The 16,767-nt window shown below is 50.3% G+C and carries 18 protein-coding genes; 11 read left to right on the plus strand and 7 right to left on the minus strand.

Annotation, left to right across the window (positions count from 1 at the left end; translation table 11 throughout):
- The first annotated feature begins 10 nt into the window (after positions 1-10).
- Complete coding sequence (gene ispE, locus CHB92_RS08555) at positions 11-823, plus strand: 4-(cytidine 5'-diphospho)-2-C-methyl-D-erythritol kinase (protein WP_089318770.1); 813 nt, start codon at positions 11-13, stop codon at positions 821-823.
- Here ispE and CHB92_RS08560 read toward each other — a convergent pair.
- The 3 genes from CHB92_RS08560 to tgt all read right to left on the minus strand — a co-directional run bounded on the left by CHB92_RS08560 (position 779) and on the right by tgt (position 4,045).
- Complete coding sequence (locus CHB92_RS08560; protein ID WP_089318771.1) at positions 779-1,720, minus strand: DMT family transporter; 942 nt, start codon at positions 1,718-1,720, stop codon at positions 779-781. The two genes, ispE and CHB92_RS08560, sit on opposite strands and share 45 nt — an antisense overlap.
- A complete protein-coding gene (locus CHB92_RS08565) occupies positions 1,721-2,797 on the minus strand; it encodes an LptF/LptG family permease (RefSeq protein WP_089318772.1) in 1,077 nt (358 codons plus the stop codon).
- A 117-nt stretch (positions 2,798-2,914) separates the two neighbouring features.
- Entirely contained in the window at positions 2,915-4,045 is a 1,131-nt protein-coding gene (gene tgt, locus CHB92_RS08570; RefSeq protein WP_089318773.1) for a tRNA guanosine(34) transglycosylase Tgt, read from the minus strand.
- A gap of 296 nt (positions 4,046-4,341) precedes the next feature.
- On the opposite strand from tgt, the gene CHB92_RS08575 reads away from it, so the two are divergent.
- The 4 genes from CHB92_RS08575 (at position 4,342) to rsmG (ending at position 7,092) form a co-directional block, all read left to right on the plus strand.
- Positions 4,342-5,445 (plus strand): glycosyltransferase, encoded by a 1,104-nt coding sequence (locus CHB92_RS08575; RefSeq protein ID WP_089318774.1) that lies wholly within the window; start codon positions 4,342-4,344, stop codon positions 5,443-5,445.
- Positions 5,436-6,044 (plus strand): RNA polymerase sigma factor, encoded by a 609-nt coding sequence (locus tag CHB92_RS08580; RefSeq protein WP_089318775.1) that lies wholly within the window; start codon positions 5,436-5,438, stop codon positions 6,042-6,044. Before CHB92_RS08575 ends, CHB92_RS08580 begins: the two co-directional genes overlap by 10 nt.
- Before the next feature lie 149 nt (positions 6,045-6,193).
- Positions 6,194-6,415: a hypothetical protein gene (locus tag CHB92_RS08585; protein WP_089318776.1), complete on the plus strand. Its 222-nt coding sequence runs from the start codon at positions 6,194-6,196 to the stop codon at positions 6,413-6,415.
- Between the two features lie 35 nt (positions 6,416-6,450).
- Positions 6,451-7,092 (plus strand): 16S rRNA (guanine(527)-N(7))-methyltransferase RsmG, encoded by a 642-nt coding sequence (gene rsmG, locus CHB92_RS08590; protein WP_089318777.1) that lies wholly within the window; start codon positions 6,451-6,453, stop codon positions 7,090-7,092.
- A gap of 34 nt (positions 7,093-7,126) precedes the next feature.
- Here the strand turns inward: rsmG and CHB92_RS08595 are convergent, their stop codons facing one another.
- Entirely contained in the window at positions 7,127-8,083 is a 957-nt protein-coding gene (locus tag CHB92_RS08595) for a YheT family hydrolase (protein WP_089318902.1), read from the minus strand.
- A 328-nt stretch (positions 8,084-8,411) separates the two neighbouring features.
- Between CHB92_RS08595 and rpsT the strand changes: the two genes are divergently transcribed.
- Positions 8,412-8,672, plus strand: coding sequence for a 30S ribosomal protein S20 (gene rpsT / locus CHB92_RS08600; protein ID WP_089318778.1), 261 nt, complete (start codon positions 8,412-8,414; stop codon positions 8,670-8,672).
- Between the two features lie 350 nt (positions 8,673-9,022).
- On the opposite strand, the gene pyk is transcribed toward rpsT, so the two are convergent.
- Together pyk and CHB92_RS08610 are read right to left on the minus strand one after the other, a co-directional pair.
- Positions 9,023-10,450, minus strand: a complete 1,428-nt coding sequence (gene pyk / locus CHB92_RS08605) for a pyruvate kinase (protein ID WP_089318779.1) — start codon at positions 10,448-10,450, stop codon at positions 9,023-9,025.
- A gap of 2 nt (positions 10,451-10,452) precedes the next feature.
- The gene (locus CHB92_RS08610; protein WP_089318780.1) at positions 10,453-10,881 is read right to left on the minus strand and encodes an IPExxxVDY family protein; all 429 of its coding nucleotides are present in this window, start codon (positions 10,879-10,881) and stop codon (positions 10,453-10,455) included.
- 152 nt (positions 10,882-11,033) lie between these two features.
- Between CHB92_RS08610 and CHB92_RS08615 the strand changes: the two genes are divergently transcribed.
- From CHB92_RS08615 to nadE, 4 genes are all read left to right on the plus strand, one after another.
- Complete coding sequence (locus CHB92_RS08615) at positions 11,034-11,270, plus strand: acyl carrier protein (protein WP_025609494.1); 237 nt, start codon at positions 11,034-11,036, stop codon at positions 11,268-11,270.
- Between the two features lie 59 nt (positions 11,271-11,329).
- Positions 11,330-12,583, plus strand: coding sequence for a beta-ketoacyl-ACP synthase II (gene fabF / locus CHB92_RS08620; protein WP_089318781.1), 1,254 nt, complete (start codon positions 11,330-11,332; stop codon positions 12,581-12,583).
- Positions 12,584-12,658: 75 nt separating this feature from the next.
- Positions 12,659-13,324: a ribonuclease III gene (gene rnc, locus CHB92_RS08625; RefSeq protein WP_373422645.1), complete on the plus strand. Its 666-nt coding sequence runs from the start codon at positions 12,659-12,661 to the stop codon at positions 13,322-13,324.
- A gap of 172 nt (positions 13,325-13,496) precedes the next feature.
- Positions 13,497-15,383 carry an NAD(+) synthase gene (nadE, locus tag CHB92_RS08630; RefSeq protein ID WP_089318783.1) on the plus strand — a complete coding sequence of 629 codons (1,887 nt, stop codon included), beginning with the start codon at positions 13,497-13,499 and terminating at the stop codon, positions 15,381-15,383.
- A gap of 65 nt (positions 15,384-15,448) precedes the next feature.
- Here the strand turns inward: nadE and CHB92_RS08635 are convergent, their stop codons facing one another.
- Positions 15,449-15,775 (minus strand): SdpI family protein, encoded by a 327-nt coding sequence (locus CHB92_RS08635; RefSeq protein WP_144266290.1) that lies wholly within the window; start codon positions 15,773-15,775, stop codon positions 15,449-15,451.
- A gap of 111 nt (positions 15,776-15,886) precedes the next feature.
- Here CHB92_RS08635 and lgt point away from each other — a divergent pair, with 111 nt between their 5' ends.
- Positions 15,887-16,723 carry a prolipoprotein diacylglyceryl transferase gene (gene lgt, locus CHB92_RS08640; protein WP_089318785.1) on the plus strand — a complete coding sequence of 279 codons (837 nt, stop codon included), beginning with the start codon at positions 15,887-15,889 and terminating at the stop codon, positions 16,721-16,723.
- Positions 16,724-16,767 lie beyond the last annotated feature (44 nt).

A 16,767-nucleotide genomic window follows, 5' to 3' on the forward strand; every position in this document is an offset into this window, starting at 1 on the left:
GCTAAGGATTATGCTCGATTTCCCGAACGCTAAGATCAATCTTGGCCTCTACGTTACCGCCAAACGCCCCGACGGGTTCCATAACCTGCAGTCCTGCTTTTACCCCGTGAAATGGTGTGATGCGCTGGAGATCCTACCGGCCAAGGAAGAGAGGTTTGAGATGACAGGGCTACCCGTGCCCGGCGACCCTGCTTCTAATCTGTGCCTGAAAGCGTACCGACTGTTGCAGCAGGACTTTGCTTTACCGCCGGTACACATGCACCTGCACAAAGTACTACCAATGGGAGCGGGACTGGGGGGAGGCTCTGCAGATGCGGCTTTTACCCTCCGTATCCTGAACAAGCTGTTCGAGTTAAACTTAAGTGCAGCTGCCCTAGAAGACTATGCCCGCCAGCTTGGGAGCGATTGTGCTTTTTTTGTCCAGAACCAGCCTGTAATCGCTACAGAGCGGGGAGATGTTTTTGAGCGCTTTAGCCTCGACCTGAGCGGGTACGCTTGTGTCATCGTTTATCCCGGTATTCATATTACCACAGCCGAGGCCTACGGCAGCATAAACCCCAAAGAACCTAGCTGCGGCATGGAAATATTACTGAAGCAGGACCTGGATGTGTGGAAAACCGTGCTGCATAATGACTTTGAGGATGCCCTGTTCCCCAAGTACCCGGAACTGGCAGCTGTAAAGGAGAAACTGTATGGAGCAGGTGCGGTCTATGCTTCCATGACCGGGTCTGGCTCAGCCCTGTACGGGCTTTTTAAGGCTGGAGAGGTGCCGGCTACCTTAGTCTTTCCCGAGCACTACCTTGTCTGGCAGGGCCTGCTTTAGCCTTTGCCGCCGCGCGACATAGGTGTCCAGCACCGGGTAGATAAATATGCTCATTAAGATGATGAAGGCACCGTAGTAAAAGCCTGCAGAAAGTTGTTCCCCCTCTTTAAAAATGATAAAGGCCAGGATGATGCCATACACGGGCTCCAGGTTTACTGTCAGGTTCATGGTATAGGCCGATATCCGCTGCATCAGGCGTACGCCGGCCGTATAGGCATACACCGTGCAGGCCAGGGACAAGATCAGCAGGTACACCCAATCCATACCTGAAAGGGTAAAGTTCAGGGCGCCTCCCTCAGCAAAGTAAGCGGTGTACACCGGAAAGAACAGGGTGCTGCCCAGGCAGGCCCCGGCCATTTCGTAACAGGTGATGGTGGTGGAGGGTACTTTTTTTACCAGCTTGGCATTGATAATGGTAAAGATCGAGGCCAACAGGGCAGAGCCCACCGCCATGGCAATCCCCAAAATGCTTTCAAACTTTGTCTCGTGCTGGAAGATAACATAAAGCCCCAGTATGATGAACAGCGCCAGTACTATTTCGTGCGGCTTTACCTTGCTTTTAGAGAAAAGCGGCTCCAGAAAGGCCGTCCACAGGCTACAGGTGGCCATACCCACCAGGCAGATTGATACGGAGGAGATACGGGCCGCAGCGAAGAACAAAATCCAGTGTGCGGCAATTATAAAGCCCACACCCACAATCTTCAGTACGTTTGCTCCCCCCAACCAGAATTGAGTCCCTCGCCGGTAAATGATCAGGCCCAGCGCCAGAGCCGTGATGAGGGTTCGCAGCGTTACCAGCTCTACAGCCGGAATGCTGATCAGCTTACCCAGTATGGCCGTAAAGCCCCACAGGAAGATAACGAAATGGAGCTCCAGGAATTCTTTGAAACGAGGCATCTAGCGCGGAACGTAACGGTATAATAAGAAACCAATACCAGTAAAGACAATCGTCGGGACCCAGGCGGCAATTTGTGGCGGAATGTCTCCTACCTGTGCCAAGCTGCGGCTAGTGATCACGAAAATGATGAAGATAAAGGCCAGGAAGAAGCCAAGGGCTATCTGGAAGCCTACGCCGCCACGGGCCTTGCGGGCACTCACAATTACCCCGATTACCGTTAGGATGATGATGGCAAAAGGATAGCTGAGCCGCTCGTACTTTTCAATGAGATAAGTCTCGATATCATCCGCACCACGCTCTCTTTTTTCCTGTATGTAGTCGTTCAGCTGTGTCAGCGTCAGGGTAGTCTCCAGCTTATAGGTGCTTTCAAAGTCCTTAGGGAGCATGTTTAGAGCCGTATCTAATGCTTCCCCTTTATAAATCGTCTCCTTCTCGCCATTAAACGTACGCAGCACATACTTGTCCACATGCCACTTCTCCAGCTCCTTATTCCAGGAAATATTATTGGAGGTGAGCTTCTGCTTTAGCTTGGTGCCCTCTATTGTCTCTAACGCGAAGTTATAGCCCACGTGCGCGGTATTGTTATAGCTCTCCATGTACACATAAGTCTCCGGGGCTATCTTAATGTGTATGTTGCGCCCGTCGTAGGTGAACGGGCTCTTGATGTACTTCACCTGGAAAGCCACACTCTCCTTGTTCGCGTTGGGAATAACCCAGCCAATGAACAGGAAAATCAGGATGGCAATTAGAGAAGAACCCATGAGGTAAGGTACCAGAAAGCGCCTGAAACTAATGCCGCTGCTCAGCATCGCCACAATCTCCGTATGGGAGGCCAGCTTGGCCGTAACGAAAACCGTGGCAATAAACACAGTAATAGGGCTGAGCATGTTGGCATAGAACGGGATCAGGTTGAGGTAATAATCAAACAGGATCTCGCTCACGCTCGGGTTCGTCTTGATAAAGTCGTCGTTCTTCTCCGTGAAGTCAATCACGAGGATGACGGCCACCAGTATCAGCACCGTAAAGACGTAGGTGGTCAGGAACTTCTTTAATATGTACTTGTCGAGGAGCTTCACTTTAAATCAGTTTAAAGTTATGAGTTTAGAGTTGAAAGTTGGTGGTGCCGCATCTGTGTTTCGCTTTGGCTGCATGCCGGTGCATTTAACTTTCAACGCTTCACTTTTAACTGGCTCTTAGAGCCTTGTCATTAGTTTCTTTACCATCACATCTTTCCACTCCCGGAAAGTTCCATTCAGAATTTGCTGGCGCGCCTGCTTTACCAGCCACAGGTAGAACGTCAGGTTGTGCACGCTTGCTATCTGCCCGGCCAGGTATTCGCCGCTATGAATCAGGTGCCGCAGGTAAGCCTTGGTGTAGAAGGTGCTCACATAGCCTCCCAGTTCGGCATCGATCGGGCTAAAGTCGTCGGCCCACTTCTTGTTCCGGATGTTCACGATGCCCTGCGTGGTGAAGAGCATGCCATTGCGGGCATTGCGCGTTGGCAGCACGCAGTCGAACATGTCTACCCCCAGGGCGATGTTTTCCAGGATATTGGCCGGGGTGCCCACGCCCATCAGGTAACGGGGTTTGTCTGTCGGCAGTATGTCGCACACAAGTTCCGTCATCTCGTACATCACTTCGGCTGGCTCGCCTACTGAAAGGCCCCCGATGGCGTTGCCCTCGCGTCCAAAGCTGGCAATGGTCTCGGCTGACTGTACCCGCAGGTCCTTATACGTGCTGCCTTGCACGATTGGGAAGAGTGTTTGGTTGTAACCATACTTCGGTTCGGTACTGTCGAAACGGTCCACGCAGCGCTGCAGCCAACGGTGGGTGCGCTCCATGGAGTTCTTGGCGTAGGTGTAGTCGCAAGGGTAGGGGGTGCACTCATCAAAAGCCATGATAATGTCGGCCCCGATCGTACGTTGCGTATCCATCACGTTTTCCGGCGTAAAATCCAGCGGAGACCCGTCAATGTGCGACTTAAACTTCACGCCCTCTTCCTTGATCTTTCGGGTACCTGCCAGGGAGAAAACCTGGTAGCCGCCGCTGTCAGTGAGGATAGGGCGGTCCCAGCCATTGAACTTATGCAGTCCGCCTGCTTTTTCCAGCACATCCAGGCCAGGGCGCAGGTAGAGATGGTACGTGTTGCCTAAAATAATCTCGGCTTTTACATCTTCCTTCAGCTCCTGCTGGTGCACGGCCTTTACCGTACCGGCTGTGCCCACAGGCATAAATATAGGGGTTTCGATCGCTCCGTGGTCCGTTTGCACAACACCCGCGCGGGCTTTCGATTGTTTGTCTTTTGCTACTAGAGAAAATTGCATGATAATAGGGTCGCCGGGGCGATAGCTATCAAAAATAACGCCATTGCCAGGCTGGCTCAGGGCCTCTTATTCTTTTGGTTCTGAAAATCTTAATAACCGGCAAAGATACAAACTCGCACTGCACAAACCATAGCACCGGATAAAATATGGTAGGGCTTCGGAAATGGCTTCAGATTAGCTAATTTTGAAGAGGACAGGGTGCCGGGGATACGCTCGAAGGCAAGGGTTGCGCTTGCAAGGCCTGCCGTGGTAAAACGGGCACCGGACCCAGATAAAACTAATTTAGCTCAAAGGATTTGGTTACACTTATACTCTTAGTGCTGCTGGCGCTGTGTGTGCTCGTTCAGCTTTATTTTTCATTTTTTTATTTCCTACCCCTTGCCAAGTACAAAGACCCGGAAAGTGACGTGCAGCGGCCTGTATCGGTGATCGTGGCAGCGCATGATGAACTGGAGAACCTGATAGAGCTGCTGCCCATGCTGTTGGACCAGGACTACCCTGAGTTCGAAGTGCTGCTGGTAAACGACCGCTCGGAGGACGACACGGAGTTTTATACCTACGAACTGGAAAAGCAGTACCCGAACTTCCGGGTAGTGACCGTAAAAAAGACGCCGGAGTACCTGAATCCGAAAAAATATGCCTTGGCCTTGGGAATCAGGGCCGCTAAATATGAGCACCTTCTGTTCCTGGATGCGGACTGCCGGCCATGCAGCCCGAATTGGATTAAAAATATGCAGGGGGGCTATGAAACAGGAGCAGAAGTGGTACTGGGCTACTCTCCATATGCACATTTAAAAGGTTTTCTGAATCACTTGATCCGATATGAAACCTTGCTCACGGGAATTCAGTATCTGTCTCATGCAAACAAAGGTAAGCCCTACATGGGGGTAGGCCGAAACTTATCTTACACGAAAGGGTGTTTCTTTAAAAACAAGGGGTTTGCATCTCACATCAAAACGATGGGTGGCGACGACGACCTTTTTGTTCGGGACGCCGCAAACAATAGTAAAGTAAGCATTGTTATCAGCAAGGATGCGCAGACAGAAAGCATTCCCAAAAAGACGTTTCGGGAGTGGCTTGTCCAGAAGCGCAGGCATTTATCTGTCGGAGGGCGGTATAAAGCGGCTGACAGAAGAAGGATTGGAGCTTTTGTTCTCGCGAACATACTTTTTTACATACTTTTAGTAGTTCTTCTTGTCTTAAATAGTCATTTCGCTATATTGGGGGCTTTAGTAGGCCTACGGTACCTGGTGGTACTGCCGATTTATGTGATGGTTGCCCGCAGATTAGATGAAAAGATAGCTTTGCCATTGTTGCCTGTGCTGGATGTAGTGTATTTTATCAACTACCTGTTCCTTGGGGTATCTGTAGTATTGTATAAAAAAATCAGATGGAAGTAAACAAACAATTCTCTGCAAAAGCAAAGCACGACTTTAAGCTCATTCAGGCCGCGGTAGAAGAAAACGACGAGAAAGCCTATGCCGAGCTGATGAGCATCTACAAAAAGCCTGTATACCACGTGGTCTTGAAGATGGTTCGCAATGCTGACGATGCAGAGGACTTAACGATAGAAGCTTTTGCCAAGGCCTTTAAAAACCTGCACAAGTTTAACCCGGAATATGCCTTCAGTACCTGGCTTTTCCGCATCGCCACCAACAACTGCATCGATTTTATCCGCAAGAACAGGATCAAGACCATGTCGATCGACTCTGCCATTAAAATCGATAATGGCGACGAGATTACGATCGACTTTAAGGACAAGAACCTGAACCCGCAGGAGGAGGCGATCAAGAACCAGAAGATCGAGATTATGCAGTACGTGGTAGCTAAGCTGCCGGACAAGTACCAGCGCCTGGTAACGCTGCGTTATTTTAATGAGCTGAGCTACGAAGAGATCGCCACGGAGCTGAATGCCCCGCTAGGCACCGTAAAAGCCCAGCTGCACCGCGCCCGCGAGCTGCTTTTTGACATGGTGAAAAACAAGAAGCACCTTATCTAACGTATTGAATTAAGGTTAATATATTGATTACGGAGAAAGCCCCTGCTGCCCTGGTGTAGCTGGGGCTTTTGTTTTGCAGCGCATCTGGTTTTATTTTATACTTTTGCTGTTAACAGGCCTACTGCACGATTACTTTCTACTCCATCACCATGAAGGGCTCTTTTGCGGATACCGTACTTTCGATTTTCGGGAAGCTGTATTTGTACCTGCGGCTCCGCAAAACGGAGCAGGTGCAACAGGAACTGGAGCGCCGGTACGAGGGGCAGTTCCGCAATGCGGGCCTTGTCTTGCTGTTTGACCTGCTGATGGCCCTCGCCGTAGTAGTGTTTGTGGCCGTTTTTGCCGGTTTGCTATACTTTATCACTGTCTAAGTTCTTAACGTTTACGATCGATAACCCTACAAGAAATGTCGCACTCAACCTCTATCCGTACCCTGCTTTCTGGTTATTTCCCGGAGCTTACCGAAGATCAACTGCAAAAGTATGAGCGGATGGGAGAGTTGTACCAGGAGTGGAACCAGAAGATAAACGTGATCTCGCGCAAGGACATGGAACAACTGGGCGTGCACCACATCCTGCATTCGTTGGGTATTGCCAAGGTGGTGCGCTTTCCGGAGCATACCGCTGTGTTGGATGTGGGAACAGGTGGCGGCTTGCCGGGCTTGCCCTTGGCGGTGATGTTCCCGGAGGTGAAGTTTCACCTGGTAGACTCCATTGGCAAAAAGATACACGTGGTGCAGGAGATAGCGCGGGAGCTGCACCTGCTGAACGTGACAGCCACGCATACCCGAGCGGAGCAGGTGCGGGAGAAGTACGATTTTGTGGTGAGCCGCGCTGTTACCCGCTTAGCCAATTTCTGGCCCTGGGTGATGAACAGTTTTAAGAAAACCGGTCTGGAGGAGGAAGGGCTCTATTACCTGAAGGGTGGCGACCTGGAAGAAGAAATAGCAGAGTCGGGCCTAATCACGCAGGTTTATGACCTGCAGGACTACTTTACAGAAGAGTTCTTCCAGACGAAGAAGGTGGTGTATGTGCCATTAAAGAAGTAACAACAGCCAACGCTTTCTGCCATGGAGGGTAAGGCTATGCCTTGTCGAGCAGGAATCTAACGGCTCTTTTCTCCGAGTAATACTGGTCCCGGCCAAAGTCCTCGGCGAAGCCCACATGGCCTCCCTTCTCTGGGATTTCCAGGTAAAAGTTAGGGTTGTGCTCAGCCTCTTGCAGGGGGTAGCAGCTTTCTGACAGAAAGGGATCATTCTTGGCATTTACCAGAAGCGTCGGGATACGGATGTTCTTTAAAAACTGCCTGGAGCTGACGCGGGCGTAGTAATCCTCTGCGCTCTTGAAACCGTGGATAGGGGCCGTATAGCGGTCGTCAAACTCAGGGAAGGACCACGACAGGCTATAACCGTTCAAGTCCAGCTCGTCCGGGAACATCTGCTGCTTCTGTTCCAGCTTCTGGCCGAGGGTTCTTAGAAAGCGCTGTGTGTAAATTTTGGAGATCCGTTGGGCCGAGCCCTTCAGGTCTACTGGGGTGGAGAAAACGGCAGCTCGTTCCACCCGGGAGGGTACCTGCGCTGGTGCCTCCCCCAGGTACTTGAGGGTGATATTTCCCCCGGCACTAAAGCCTACCAGGTAAACCGTTTCGTAGCGGTCCTGCTGCAGGGCATGGTGCAGCACGAAGTCCAGGTCATCGGAGGCGCCAAGGTGATAGGAGCGGAGCAGCTTGTTCGGCTCCCCGCTACAGCTACGGTAGTTCCAGGCCAACGCGTCTACCCCGCGCGCGTTAAAGGCTTTCACCATACCGGTGATGTAAGGCCTGCCCGTGTCGCCCTCCAGGCCGTGGGAGAGCAGGACAAGCTTTTTTGAGCCTACCCTGGACCAGTCTATGTCAATAAAGTCCTTGTCGGGTGTCGTGATGCGTTCGCGCTCGTAACGCACCCCTTCTACCTGCCTGAACAGGCTCGGGACAATGGTCTGTAGATGACCATTAAATAAGAAGAGGGGGGAGGTGTTGTATTGGGATTTTACCAGGGGCATGTTGTTGTAGCTTCTTAAGCCTGTGTAAGGGGTGTTTGTACATAGGTACAAATTTACCAGTTAAATGTTTTTTATGCACCTGCTTTAGAGCGGTGCTGAAAAACCGTTTTCCCTGAGGCAGTTCCAGAACCCTCGGTTGTCATAGAGGTTTTTTTAGGGTGGTATTTTTAGCTAAAGCATAGGGGGAAAGCCGCTGAATTCGTTATGTTTGCAGTACAAAGAAGCTCTTTAAAATTTTCTTCAAGGACTTTGGAAATTAGGTGCGAAGGCTTTACCTTTGCAAACTCATTCGGAACAGAATTAAAAGATTTAATTATTATAGAATAACATGGCTAACCATAAGTCGGCATTAAAAAGAATCAGAGCGAACAACGCTAAACGTCTTCGTAACAGATATCAGGCGAAAACTACTCGTACCTTCATCAAGAAGTTGAGAAACACTACTGATCAAACCGAAGCGCAAGAACTGTACAAGACGGTTTCTTCTATGCTTGACCGTCTGGCTAAGAAAAACATCATCCACAAAAACAAGGCAGCTAACAACAAGTCTAAGCTGGCTAAATTTGTAAACAGCCTCGCTGCTGCTTAATTAGTTTTTACGGAAAACTTTATAAGAGAAGCCTTACACCCTTGTGTAAGGCTTTTTGTGTTTATAAGGGCTGGGTTGCGCTTTGGTGGACGGAGAGAGGCGCTCAACATGAAGCGGTTTTATCCTGTGAGCCTCGTTTGTGTAGATGAAAGAGCGTAGCGCAAGCGTCCGCTTGTGTGGGTTGCTACCGAGTTAGGCCAAGAGAGGCACTTTAAGTAAGAATGAGGAACTTAACTGTCTTAAGTGCTTTCCATCGTGCTTTTGAAGATGGCTACTCAACCATTCAGATAAAACAGAAAGACCTGGGCGGAAGCCTCAGGTCTTTCTGTTTTGCTTGGGTAGCGTGGTTGTTACACAACACTCAGCTTGATCATGTTTGTACGCTTCTGCTCGTTCAATGGCATGCTGGCTGTGTTGATGAAAACATCCCCTTTTTGCAGGAAGCCTTTTTCAATCAGTGTGTCCTTGATGTCAGCAATTGTAGCATCAGTAGACTCAAACTTGTTGTAGTGGAAGCCACGAACGCCCCACACAAGGTTTAGGGTCGTCAACAGTTGCTCGTTATCTGTGAAAACAAAGATATCTGATTTAGGACGGTGCTTGGACAGGTGGAAGGCGGTATAGCCAGACTTGGTCATGCCAATGATCGCACGGGCGTTGGTGTCGCGGGCCAGGTTACAGGCATTGGCTACGAGGCTGTCACTGTAATAAGAGTCGGCGTTTGGCGCCACCACATAGTTCTTGTTGTAGATATTCGCGTTCTCCTCTACCATCTTGATGGTAAGTGTCATGCTGCGAATGGTCTCAATAGGGTAAGCGCCCACAGCTGTCTCAGCGCTTAGCATCAGGGCATCGCCACCGTCAATCACGGCATTGGCCACGTCGTTTGTCTCCGCACGGGTAGGGCGAGGGTTCACGATCATGCTTTCCATCATTTGCGTGGCCACAATCACAGGTTTCGCTGCTCTGTTGCTTTTCTCCACCAGCATTTTCTGGATCATAGGCACTTTCTCCATGCCTACTTCCACACCCAGGTCACCACGTGCCACCATGATCGCGTCAGTTGCCTCGATGATCTCATCGATGTTCTTGATAGCCTCAGGCTTTTCGATCTTGGCGATTACGCGTGTGGTCTTGCCTCTCTCAGCAATAATGCGCTTTATCTCGTGGATGTCCGCTGCTTTGCGAACAAAGGAAAGGGCTACCCACTCCACGTCGTTGTCCAGGCCGAAGTGCAGGTCTTCGATGTCCTTCTCCGTCATGGACGGCGCAGACACACTGGAGTCGGGAAGGTTAATGCCTTTGCGCGGCTTTACAACACCGCCGTAAATAACCTCTGCCTCCACTTCCATGTCTTTGTCGGTGCTGATGACCTTTACTTCCAGCTTACCGTCGTCCAGCAGGATCGCGTCGCCAGGGTTTACATCCTTGGCCAGGTCCTTATATATAGTAGACAGGCGACCTTCTGTGGTGACAGATCCGTCGCAAACAAGTTTGATGCGCTGCCCTTCTTTGATCTCAATTCCGCCATTTTCTACATCGCCAAGGCGAATCTTTGGGCCCTGTAAGTCCTGTACCAGGCAAATGTTGGTGCCGTACTGGCGGTTAATGTCGCGCACACGGTCAATTACTTTTTGATGTTCGGAGTGGGCACCGTGCGAAAAGTTAAGACGGAAAGCATTAACGCCTTCCTGAACAAGTGCTTTCAAACGCTCTGGCGAACTGCTCGCTGGACCAACAGTAGCTAATATTTTGGTTCTCTTAAACGAAATTTCCATAATCAGAAAATGAGATTCTCTTTAAATTTAAGTGTTAGCGGATCAAACTTCTTTACGTGTTGTACTAACGGAATGCGCAGCAATTTACTCATTAACTCCTGCGGGTACAACTGTCGGATGGCTCCCGTTACCTGAAGCACGTACTCATACTCTTTAATGTCTGGCAGCAAAAAAGGTTTTTTCAGAGTAGAGGTCCCCATTGCTTTGTTGCGGAAGAGGCGCACCTCGCTGTGGGGCGTAATATACTTATAATTCGATATAATTAGACGCTCTTTTCCGAATATGTCATAACACAGGTCCTGCTGCTTCGTTAGCTGCGTTCCCAGCAGCCTGTTCAGGGCCCAGGCTAGTTTGTACTCTTTTACTGTAGCGGCCACTCCGTACACATCAAAATCGTAACAAGGCGCTATGTCTAAACGAAATACTTTCATTTTGCTGTTCCGTTTCCAAAAGTAAGAAGGTATCCGGCAAAATGGCAGCTAAAGCGCAAAACTTTTGCATTAGAGTGAATAGAGTAATTTTTTTTGACATTGTCTGTCGAAAGTTATTTCTTTGCACAGTGTTTTAAATAACTATAAGAAAAATGTCAGAAATCGCAGAAAAAGTAAAAGCTATCATCATCGATAAGCTTGGTGTGGAAGAGTCAGAGGTAACGCCAGAGGCAAGCTTTACTAACGACCTTGGCGCTGACTCACTGGATACAGTAGAGCTTATCATGGAATTCGAAAAAGAATTCAACGTTTCTATTCCAGATGATCAGGCTGAAAATATCTCTACTGTAGGTCAGGCTGTTAGCTACCTGGAAGAGCACGCAAAATAGTCATCCCCTCCTTTCTATCAGAATCAAATTTTCTACTATCTATCCTCTACTAACAGCTTATGGAGCTTAAGAGAGTTGTAGTTACTGGGCTTGGCGCACTCACGCCAATTGGGAACACCGTTTCAGAGTACTGGAACGGTTTGGTCAATGGCGTGAGTGGCGCCGCGCCTATTACTCGTTTCGATGCAAGTAAGTTTAAAACGCAGTTTGCCTGCGAAGTTAAAGGGTACGAGCCGGAAAATTACTTTGACCGTAAAGAGGCCCGTAAAATGGACCTTTTTACGCAGTTTGCACTAGTGGTGGCCGAGGAGGCCGTAAAAGATGCAAAACTGATCGAGGATAACGTGGACGTGGATCGCATCGGTGTGATCTGGGGGTCCGGCATCGGCGGCCTGCGCACCTTTCAGGAAGAGTGTGTGAATTTTGCCAACGGCGACGGAACACCACGTTTCAATCCTTTCTTCATCCCCAAAATGATCGCCGACATCAGTGCCGGTCAGATCTCTATTAAGTACGGCTTCCGCGGTCCTAACTTTGTGACCGTATCAGCCTGTGCCTCTGCCACCAACGCCCTGCTGGACTCTTATAACTATATCCGATTGGGTATGGCTGATGTAATTGTGTCAGGAGGCTCAGAGGCAGCGGTAACGGAAGCAGGCATCGGAGGCTTTAACGCGCTGAAAGCCCTTTCGGAGCGCAATGATTCTCCCGAAACCGCTTCCCGCCCTTTTGATGCAGACCGTGATGGTTTCGTGTTAGGAGAAGGGGCAGGTGCCATTATCCTGGAGGAGTACGAGCACGCCAAGGCACGTGGTGCTAAGATATACGCCGAAATCATCGGCGGTGGTATGTCTGCTGACGCGCATCACATTACAGCACCACATCCAGAGGGACTGGGGGCACTAAATGTAATGAAGAATGCACTGCGCGATGCCAATATCAAGCCTGAGGAGGTGGACTATATCAACGTGCACGGCACCTCTACCCCACTTGGCGACATCAGTGAGGTAAAAGCGATCAAGCAGGTGTTTGGCGAGCATGCCTACAATCTGAACATCAGTTCTACGAAGTCCATGACAGGCCACTTGCTGGGTGCTGCCGGTGCTATAGAGGCCATTGCCTCTATCCTAGCCATTCAAAACAATGTGATCCCGCCTACCATCAACCACTTTACGGATGATGAGAACCTGGATAGTCGCCTGAACCTGACCTTCAATAAGGCGCAGGAGCGGGAGGTAAAAGTAGCTTTGAGCAATACCTTTGGTTTTGGAGGGCACAATACCTCTGTTTTATTCCGTCAAGTGAACGACTAAGTGTTTGGGCCCATTAAACCAGTTCGGCGCGTATTTCACCGACTTTTTAATAAAGACAGAGAATTAGTACGCGCTATTGCTGGCGTTACGGGTAGCACACCTGATAATCTCCGCCTGTATAAGCTTGCCCTGACGCATACCTCTTTTGCGCGCCAGAACTTGGCCGGCAAACACGAGACAAATGAACGCCTGGAGTTCCTGGGCGACGCCGTGTTAGGGGCTGTAGTGGCGGAGTTGTTGTTTCGGAAATTCCCCTACGAGGATGAAGGCTTTCTGACGGAAATCCGTTCGCGTATCGTGAACCGGGAGTCCCTCAACCAGATTGCCGTTAAGATCGGGCTGAATCTGCTGGTAAAGGTAGACACCACCAACCATGGCATGCGTCACAAATCCGTAAACGGAAACGCGCTGGAGGCACTTGTGGGGGCGGTGTACCTGGATAAAGGCTATGATACAACCCGTCGCTTTATTTTGAAAAAGCTCGTGCGCCCGCACGTAGACCTGCATAAACTGGTAAACACCACTGCCAATTTCAAGAGCAAGCTAATTGAGTGGGCGCAAAGCCAGAATATGGACATCCGCTTTGATATTGTTAAGCGGAAGCAGCATGGCAATATGACGGAGTTCACCTCCGAAGTTTACCTCAACGACAAGCCCATTGCCGTAGGGGTTGGCTTGTCTAAGAAAAAAGCCGATCAGGCTGCTGCCGAAAAAGGCCTCGACTTCCTCAAGATCTCCTAGTCTACTACCAGATACTTATTGGACGTAGCATCGCTGGTGGCATAAGCTGACCGGGTGCTTTACCGCGTCTTCCTTTATTTGCGTTTTAAAATCTGTTCATTCAGTTTTTTTGATTATTCAAAATTGGATAAAGCGCTTAACTTGCCTGCCACTACTTGCGTTATAAAACTCCATGAAAGAAACGAGATTAAACCTGGCGGCGGCGGCCCTGAACCAGACACCGATGGACTGGGGCAGCAACCTCCAAAACATACAGGATGCAGTCCTGGAAGCGGCATCCCAAAAGGCTGACATATTGCTCTTGCCAGAGCTTTGTATCACGGGCTATGGCTGCGAGGACATGTTTCTGAGCCCCTGGCTATCAGAAGTTGCTTTTGATAAACTCCTGCAGATCAAAGAGTGGTGTGCGAACATCACCGTGGCAGTGGGTTTACCTGTCTTCTATAACTACAGGGTATACAACACGGCCTGCATCATCAGGAATAAAGAAATCGTAGGCTTTGCGGCCAAGCAGTTCCTGGCAAATGACGGGGTGCACTATGAGCCGCGCTGGTTTACACCATGGCCAGCCAACGTGGTAGAAGAGTTCGTCGTAAACGGGCAGCGCTATCCTATCGGTGACATTATCTTTGAAGAACAGGGGGTAAAGTATGCCTTCGAGATCTGCGAAGATGCCTGGCGCCCGAACAGACCAGCTGAACGGCACATTCCCAAAGGAGTAGACCTGATTTTAAACCCCAGCGCCAGCCACTTTGCGCTGAGTAAAACAGACCTGCGGCACCGGTTGGTCGTAGAGGCGTCTCAGAAGTACCACTGTGCCTATGTGTACGCTAATATGCTGGGCAATGAGGCAGGGCGCGTGATCTACGATGGAGAGGTGCTTATTGCGCAAAACGGACAGCTGATCCGGCGGAACGAGTTGCTCTGCTTTAAAGACGTGGACATGGAGATCGCCGAGGTATGCTTCTCGCAGAACCCGGAGATAACAGAGGTTATCGAGTACCTGCCGCCAATTGACGAGAACAGCGAATTAACTTCAGCTCTGAGCCTGGCCCTGTTCGACTATATGCGCAAGAGCCGTAGCAGGGGTTTTGTGCTGTCCTTAAGCGGCGGGGCAGACTCCTCGCTTTGTGCTGTGGCCGTGGCAGAGATGGTGCACCGGGGCATAGGAAGCTTAGGTGTCCGTGCGTTTGCCCGCAAGTCCCTTTTGTTCAAAGAGGATGAAATTACTCACCTGGAAACACTCGGACCGGATGAGGTAGAGAAGGCCATCGTAGGTCGCTTACTGACTTGTGCATACCAGGGTACCGTTAACTCATCGGACAATACTTATAATTCGGCCAAAGAGCTGGCAAAGTCTATAGGAGCGGTTTTTTATAACTGGACCATCGACGAGGAGGTGAAAGGCTACACGAAAAAGATAGAGCACGTGTTGGAGCGCGAGCTCACATGGGAGCAGGACGACATTACCTTGCAGAACATACAGGCACGTGTCCGTGCCCCAGGCATCTGGATGCTGGCAAACATCAAGTACGCTTTGCTACTGGCCACGTCTAACAGGAGTGAGGCATCAGTAGGGTACGCCACCATGGATGGGGATACAGCAGGCAGTATCTCGCCTATCGCCGGTATCGATAAAGCTTTTATCCGGCAGTTTCTGATCTGGGCACAGCAGGAACTGGGCTACGAGGGGTTGCAGTATGTGAATAACCTGCAGCCAAGTGCGGAGTTGCGGCCTTCAGAAGAGGAACAGACAGATGAAAAGGACCTGATGCCGTATGAGGTGCTGAACCAGATCGAACGGCTGGCCTTCCACGATCGTTACTCGCCGGAAGAGGTATACCAGATGCTGTTAGAGCAGGGAATTGCCAAACCGGAGGTGTTAAAGGCCTGGCTAACTAAGTTCTACAGCCTATGGGCACGCAACCAATGGAAGCGGGAGCGTTACGCGCCTTCCTTTCACCTGGATGATTATAACGTTGACCCGCGCAGCTGGCTTCGCTTCCCGATCCTGAGTGGCGGCTTTAAAGACGAGTTATCCCGGATACAGCAGCTGTAGCAAACAGTAAGCAAAAAGCAGGAGGTGTCGCTGAGGGTGATGCCTCCTGCTTTTTTTGCCTGGGGCTAGCGTCCGAACTTTCTTTTTAGGTGCGACTCGGTTAAGAGAAGGGTTAGCACCAGCAGCACCAGTAGTACCCCAATGGGTAAGAGCAAGCCAGTAAACAAGGGGAGTGTATAATAGCAGACCCAACCGGTCAGTACGTCTAGCAGACCGCTGCCAATAAGCAGCCTGGCATAGTAGCGGTTTCCTTCGCGCCATATCTCGGGGCTGCGCATGGCATAACGGGTGTGGTAGCCATAGAGTCGGTTATAGGGCCTGGGCGGCCACTTGCGAAAAGCCAGGCCAATAAGCGTGACCAGCAGGCCGGGCAATAGGTGTAGAAACAACATCGTTTTCCTTATACGCTTCCCTTTTCTTCCCAGGGCTCCTTGCCGCACAGGCAGGGCTTGCGTTTTTTTATACCTGATTTATCGTAACTTTGGCAGGAACAGAATCACCTTATGAACATCTTAAACTATATCACCTGGAACGTTGATCCTGAGATCTTCAGTTTAGGACCTTTGCATATCCGCTGGTATGGCCTGCTTTTCGCGCTGGGCTTTGTGATTGGCCAACGCATTCTTACTAAGATTTATGTAGCCGAGGGCCGCACCGAAGGCGATGTGGATGTCATCACGCTGTACATGATCATTGGTACCGTAATTGGTGCCCGGTTGGGGCATACCCTGTTTTATGCACCAGACTATTACCTGAGCAACCCGATCGAGATCCTGAAGATATGGGAAGGGGGGCTTGCCAGCCACGGAGCAACTGTTGGTATTCTATTAGCCTTATGGCTCTTCAGTAAACGAATGAAGTTTGACTACCTGTGGGTACTGGATCGCATAGTGATTGTCGTGGCGTTAGGAGGAGCCCTGATTCGCCTGGGTAACCTGATGAATTCCGAGATCATTGGGCGACCAACCGACGTGCCTTGGGCCTTTATATTTGTGCGCCTGAACGAGGCTGTGCCTGTTCCAAGGCACCCGGCACAGTTGTACGAGTCGCTAATGGTGTTCGGGCTGTTTGTGTTGCTTTATGGTCTTTGGAGCAAGTACAGGGAGGCAACTCCGCGCGGCTTACTGTTCGGCCTTTTCGTTACCTTGCTGTTTAGCTTCCGTTTTCTGGTAGAGTTCGTGAAAGAGAACCAGGAGGCCTTTGAGGATGAACTTACCTTTAACATGGGACAGCTACTGAGCCTGCCGTTGGTTATTCTGGGACTTGTTATCTTGTTCATGGTATGGCGTAATCCGAAGCCGGCCCGCCCTGGTGGCCGGTTAACGGAGAGCAATGCCTAACATAAATAAAACAGCCCCTTCTTCTACAGAAGGGGCTGTTTGCT

The sequence above is a fragment of the Pontibacter ummariensis genome (assembly GCF_900188175.1).
GTDB lineage: Bacteria > Bacteroidota > Bacteroidia > Cytophagales > Hymenobacteraceae > Pontibacter > Pontibacter ummariensis.

Excerpts from the sequence above, each read along its gene's own strand:
- CHB92_RS08585 (WP_089318776.1), top strand. The coding sequence starts at position 6,194 with ATGAAGGGCTCTTTTGCGGATACCGTACTTTCGATTTTCGGGAAGCTG.
- tgt (WP_089318773.1), bottom strand. The coding sequence starts at position 4,045 with ATGCAATTTTCTCTAGTAGCAAAAGACAAACAATCGAAAGCCCGCGCG.
- fabF (WP_089318781.1), top strand. The coding sequence starts at position 11,330 with ATGGAGCTTAAGAGAGTTGTAGTTACTGGGCTTGGCGCACTCACGCCA.
- rsmG (WP_089318777.1), top strand. The coding sequence starts at position 6,451 with ATGTCGCACTCAACCTCTATCCGTACCCTGCTTTCTGGTTATTTCCCG.
- CHB92_RS08580 (WP_089318775.1), top strand. The coding sequence starts at position 5,436 with ATGGAAGTAAACAAACAATTCTCTGCAAAAGCAAAGCACGACTTTAAG.
- CHB92_RS08595 (WP_089318902.1), bottom strand. The coding sequence starts at position 8,083 with ATGCCCCTGGTAAAATCCCAATACAACACCTCCCCCCTCTTCTTATTT.
- CHB92_RS08560 (WP_089318771.1), bottom strand. The coding sequence starts at position 1,720 with ATGCCTCGTTTCAAAGAATTCCTGGAGCTCCATTTCGTTATCTTCCTG.
- CHB92_RS08610 (WP_089318780.1), bottom strand. The coding sequence starts at position 10,881 with ATGAAAGTATTTCGTTTAGACATAGCGCCTTGTTACGATTTTGATGTG.
- ispE (WP_089318770.1), top strand. The coding sequence starts at position 11 with ATGCTCGATTTCCCGAACGCTAAGATCAATCTTGGCCTCTACGTTACC.
- pyk (WP_089318779.1), bottom strand. The coding sequence starts at position 10,450 with ATGGAAATTTCGTTTAAGAGAACCAAAATATTAGCTACTGTTGGTCCA.
- CHB92_RS08635 (WP_144266290.1), bottom strand. The coding sequence starts at position 15,775 with ATGTTGTTTCTACACCTATTGCCCGGCCTGCTGGTCACGCTTATTGGC.
- CHB92_RS08615 (WP_025609494.1), top strand. The coding sequence starts at position 11,034 with ATGTCAGAAATCGCAGAAAAAGTAAAAGCTATCATCATCGATAAGCTT.
- nadE (WP_089318783.1), top strand. The coding sequence starts at position 13,497 with ATGAAAGAAACGAGATTAAACCTGGCGGCGGCGGCCCTGAACCAGACA.
- lgt (WP_089318785.1), top strand. The coding sequence starts at position 15,887 with ATGAACATCTTAAACTATATCACCTGGAACGTTGATCCTGAGATCTTC.
- rpsT (WP_089318778.1), top strand. The coding sequence starts at position 8,412 with ATGGCTAACCATAAGTCGGCATTAAAAAGAATCAGAGCGAACAACGCT.